Below are 2,330 nucleotides of genomic sequence, written 5' to 3' on the forward strand. Positions count from 1 at the left end.
GCTGCTGGCGCCGGCGCTGCTGCTGGTGGCGGTCGCGGTGCGCATCGCGCTCGGCGCGCCGGTGCTGTTCCGCCAGGCCCGCGCGGGCCGCGGCGGGGCGCCCTTCACCGTGCTGAAGTTCCGCACGCTGCGCGAGGGCCACGGCGAGGACGCCGCGCGCATGACGCGCCTCGGCGCCGTGTTGCGGGCGCTCGCACTCGATGAATTGCCGCAGTTGCTGAACGTGCTGCGCGGAGAGATGAGCCTGGTCGGGCCGCGGCCGCTGCCGATGGGCTATGTGCCGCTCTATTCGCCGCGCCAGGCGCTGCGCCTGCGGTTGCGCCCGGGGCTTGCGGGCCTCGCGCAGGCGGCCGGGCGCAATGCGGTGGCGTGGGAGACGCGGCTCGAACTGGATGCGCGCTATGCCGAGGCGCGGCCGCGCCTCGCGCACGACCTGGCGCTGCTGGCGCGCTGTGCGGCGCTGGCGGTGTCTGGGCGTGGCGCGTCCGCACCCGGGCACGCGAGCATGCCTGCGTTTCGCGGAGACGATCGATCATAACTCTTGGTTGATTTGGTAGGATAGCAATATACTCATCACGTGAATTACCTGGTATCGCCCCGCCCGCCGCCCACCGCACCGGCCTTCGGCGCGGGCGCCGCCGCGGCACGGCGCATCCACCTCTCGGCGCCGCACCTGGCGGGCGACGAGATCGACCACCTGCGAAGCGTGCTCGACAGCGGCTGGGTGGCACCGGCAGGACCGGCCATCGCCGCCTTCGAGGCCGCGGTCGGCGCGGCCACCGGCTTCGCGCATGTGCTCGCCACGGCCTCGGGCACGGCGGCGCTGCACCTGGCCTACCGGGTGCTGGACATCGCGCCGGGCGACGAGGTCTGGGCGCCGGGCTTCACCTTCATCGCGACTGTCGCCCCCGCCGTGCAGATGGGCGCGGTGCCACGCTTCCTCGATGTCTGTCCCGGGTCCTGGACGCTCGACCCGGACTTGCTGCGCGCCGAGCTGCGCGCCGCCGCGCGGCCCGGGCGGCTGCCGCGCGTGGTGGTGGCGGTGGACATCTACGGCCAGGCCAGCGAACTCGATGCCATCCTCGCTGCCTGCGGGCGCTACGACGTGCCGGTGCTCAGCGACAGCGCCGAGGGGCTGGGGGCCACGCTGCGCGGCCGGCCGGCCGGCCGGGGGGCGCGCCTCGCGGCCTACTCCTTCAACGGCAACAAGATCGTCACGGCCGGGGGCGGCGGCGCGCTGGCCTCGGACGACCCCGTGCTGGTGGCGCGCGCGCGGCACCTGGCGGCCCATGCCAAGGACCCGGCGGCGCACTACCAGCATTCCACCACGGGGCATGCCTACGGGATGTCCTCGGTGCTGGCAGCGGTGGGGCTCGCGCAGGTGGCGGTGCTGGCCGGGCGCGTGGCGGCACGGCGCGCGATCTTCGCACGCTACGCGGCGGGCCTCGCGGACCTGCCGGGCCTTTCGCCGATGCCCGAGGCGCCGTGGGGCCGCGCGACGCACTGGCTGAGCGCCATCCTGGTGGATCCCGTCCGTGCCGGCACGACGCGCGACCGGGTGCGCGCCGCGCTGGAGGCGGCCGGCGCCGAAAGCCGCCCGGTCTGGAAGCCTTTGTCCGACCAGCCGGTGTTCCGCGACGCGCCCTCGGCCGGCGGAGCGGTGGCGCGCGCGCTGTTCGCGCAGGGGCTGTGCCTGCCCTCCGGCACCGGCATGACGGTGGCCGAGCAGGACCGCGTGATCGCCGCCACCCGCGCCTGCTGGCGCGGCTGAGCGCGTGCGTATCCTGTACCTGCACCAGCACCATTCGGGGCCGGGCGGCAGCACGGCGACGCGCAGCGATTCACTCTCCCGCGCGCTGGCGGCACGTGGGCACGCGGTGACGCTCGCCTGCGGCCGCTACGATGGCGCGGTCAGCGGGCTCGATGGTCCGTTCCGGCGCGGCCGGCGCGAGGGGCAGGTGGGCGGCGTGCGGGTGGTGGAATTCGACATCCCCTGCGGCAATGCCATGCCGCTGCGCGCGCGCACCGGCGCCTTCCTGCGCTTCGCGGCGCGCGCCGCGTCGCTGGCGATGCGGACGCGGTTCGACCTGGTGGTCGCGTCGTCCACGCCACTGACGGTCGCGATCCCGGCGCTGATCGCGCAGGCGATGCGCGGCACGCCCTTCGTCTTCGAGATCCGCGACCCCTGGCCGGAGGTGCCGCGCGCGCTGGGCGGCGTGCCGCGCCCCGTGCTCTCGGCAATGGACCGCCTGGCCGATGCCGCCTGCCGGCGCGCCGCCGCGGTGGTGGCGCTGTCGGAGGGCATGGCCGGGACGGCGCGCGCGCGCGGC

The 2,330-nt window shown here is 75.8% G+C and carries 3 protein-coding genes; all 3 read left to right on the plus strand.

What is annotated here, in order from left to right; translation table 11 throughout:
* Nucleotides 1–538 (plus strand): sugar transferase (locus tag HW578_RS25605; RefSeq protein ID WP_198373535.1); only part of this gene is annotated, 538 nt, incomplete at its 5' end.
* 39 nt (nt 539–577) lie between these two features.
* Complete coding sequence (locus tag HW578_RS25610; RefSeq protein WP_198373536.1) at nt 578–1,771, plus strand: DegT/DnrJ/EryC1/StrS family aminotransferase; 1,194 nt, start codon at nt 578–580, stop codon at nt 1,769–1,771.
* A gap of 4 nt (nt 1,772–1,775) precedes the next feature.
* The coding region (locus HW578_RS25615) for a glycosyltransferase (protein WP_198373537.1) at nt 1,776–2,330 on the plus strand (555 nt) is incomplete at its 3' end.

It is taken from the genome of Roseomonas rosulenta, assembly GCF_016106005.1.
GTDB lineage: Bacteria > Pseudomonadota > Alphaproteobacteria > Acetobacterales > Acetobacteraceae > Neoroseomonas > Neoroseomonas rosulenta.